This is a genomic window from Streptomyces sp. MZ04, assembly GCF_004684775.1.
GTDB lineage: Bacteria > Actinomycetota > Actinomycetes > Streptomycetales > Streptomycetaceae > Streptomyces.
Map to the genome: position 1 here is coordinate 1 of NZ_SRIC01000525.1, position 2,059 is coordinate 2,059.

General features: G+C 75.1%; 2 protein-coding genes and 1 pseudogene. All 3 read left to right on the top strand.

The annotated features are described in order from the left end of the window. Positions 1-559, top strand: a pseudogene (locus tag E2651_RS45860) (prenyltransferase); the annotation flags it as partial. 42 nt (positions 560-601) lie between these two features. Then, positions 602-1,129 carry a hypothetical protein gene (locus tag E2651_RS44910; protein WP_209446393.1) on the top strand — a complete coding sequence of 176 codons (528 nt, stop codon included), beginning with the start codon at positions 602-604 and terminating at the stop codon, positions 1,127-1,129. 26 nt (positions 1,130-1,155) lie between these two features. Next, positions 1,156-2,059: sugar phosphate isomerase/epimerase family protein (locus E2651_RS42770; protein WP_135336655.1), on the top strand; the 904-nt coding region annotated here is incomplete at its 3' end.

Consider the following 2,059-nt stretch of genomic DNA (forward strand, 5'->3'; position numbering starts at 1 on the left):
CGGTGGGCGTGCGGGTCACGGTGGTGGCGGGCGCGGTGGCCATGCCGGTCACGGTGGCGGCGTCCGTGACGTCGCCCTTCAACTCCCGGCAGGCCGACGGGCAGCAGCCACCCGCGGCCTGCCGGGCTCCACGGCGGCGGAGGCGACGCCCGCCACCTGGCCCCGGGGCACCCGCGCCGCACAGCACTCGGCGCTCGCTGCCGCCACGGCACCCGGGCCATGGCTCACCGGCACCCGCGACGCAGGGCAACCCGCGCTGGCGGCGACTGTGGCCGGCGAGACTGGTGCGGCACCCGGCGTGTGGCGCACCGGCACCCGCGCCGCGGTTCAAGCCGCCCTCGCGGCCACCTACGCCGTCACCGCCGCCCGCCCCCTCTTCCACGCCACCCTCAACCCGTCACCCCAGCTCACCCAACGAGCCGTCGGCGGCGGAATCCGAGCCATGATCCCGCTCCAGGCCGCACTCTCCGCCCGCGCGGGCGCCTTGGGCAGCGCCCTGCTGACCGCGGCTCTCGCCCCGGCGGCCCGCCGGTTCGGCCGGAAGGTGAGTGTCACGTGACCGGGAGAGCGAACTGGGCGGCGACACCACCACCGAGCGGCGGTGAGCCCGACGGACGCCAGGGGGCGCCCCGCGGGGAGGGCCAGCCGCAAGGGCCACCCCGAGCGGCCGACGGATCGCAAGGGTCCCCTGGAGCTGGAGCTGGAGCTGGAGCTGGAGCTGGAGCCGGAGCCGGAGCGGGAGCGGGAGTCGGAGTCGGAGCTGGAGTCGGAGCGGGAGCCCGAGCCGGAGTCGGAGCGGGAGCTGGAGCTGGAGTCGGAGTCGGAGTCGGAGCTGGAGTCGGAGCGGGAGCCCGAGCCGGAGTCGGAGCGGGAGCTGGAGCTGGAGCCGGAGTCGGAGTCGGAGCTGGAGTCGGAGCGGGAGCCCGAGTCGGAGCTGGAGCTGGAGCCGGAGCTGGAGCCGGAGTCGGAGCTGGAGCCCGAGCCGGAGCTGGAGCTGGAGTCGGAGCCGGAGTCGGAGCGGGAGCCCGAGCCGGAGTCGGAGTCGGTCCGCAGGGAGTGCGCGGCCGCGACGGCGGTTCGCGACGGGCACCCGCAGGCGTGGGCTCGCAGGCAGGACCCGGCAGCGTGAGCGGTTCGCGACGGGCGGCCCCGCAGGTGAGTGGCGCCGGAGGCCCCGGCGTTGCCGAGGAACCCCTTCGCTTCGGGTACGGCACCAACGGGCTGACCGACCTCCGGCTCGACGACGCCCTCGGTCTCCTCGCCGACCTCGGATACGCCGGCGTCGGGCTGACCCTCGACCATATGCACCTCGACCCCCTCGCCCCCGACCTCGCCGCCCGCACCCGCCACGTGGCCCGCAGCCTGGAACACCTCGGTCTGACGGCGACGATCGAGACCGGCGCCCGCTACGTCCTCGACCCGCGCCGCAAGCACGGCCCCTCGCTCCTGGACCCCGATCCGGACGCGCGGGCGGCCCGCATCCGCCTGCTGATCCGTGCCGTCCAGGTCGCCGCCGACCTCGGTGCCCACGCCGTGCACTGCTTCAGCGGCATCACCCCCGAGGGAACCACCGAGGACACCGCCTGGCAGCGCCTCGCCGAAGCGCTCGGACCCGTCCTGGACGCCGCGTCCGGCGCCGCCGTGCCCCTGGCCATCGAACCCGAACCCGGCCACCTCCTCTCCACACTCGCCGACTTCCACCGCCTCCGCCACGAACTCGGCGACCCCGAGCCCCTGGGCCTCACCCTCGACATCGGCCACTGCCAGTGCCTCGAACCGCTCCCTCCCGCCGACTGCGTACGCGCCGCCGCGCCCTGGCTACGGCACGTCCAGATCGAGGACATGCGCCGCGGTGTCCACGAACACCTCCCGTTCGGGGACGGGGAGATCGACTTCCCGCCCGTTCTCGAAGCCCTGGCCTCCACCGGCTACCAAGGCCTCACCGTCGTCGAACTGCCCCGCCACTCCCATGCGGGCCCCCAACTCGCCTCCCAATCCATCGAGTTCCTGCACCGGGCCGCCAAAGGAATCCGCGCCCCGGATCGCAACGCCCCACCCC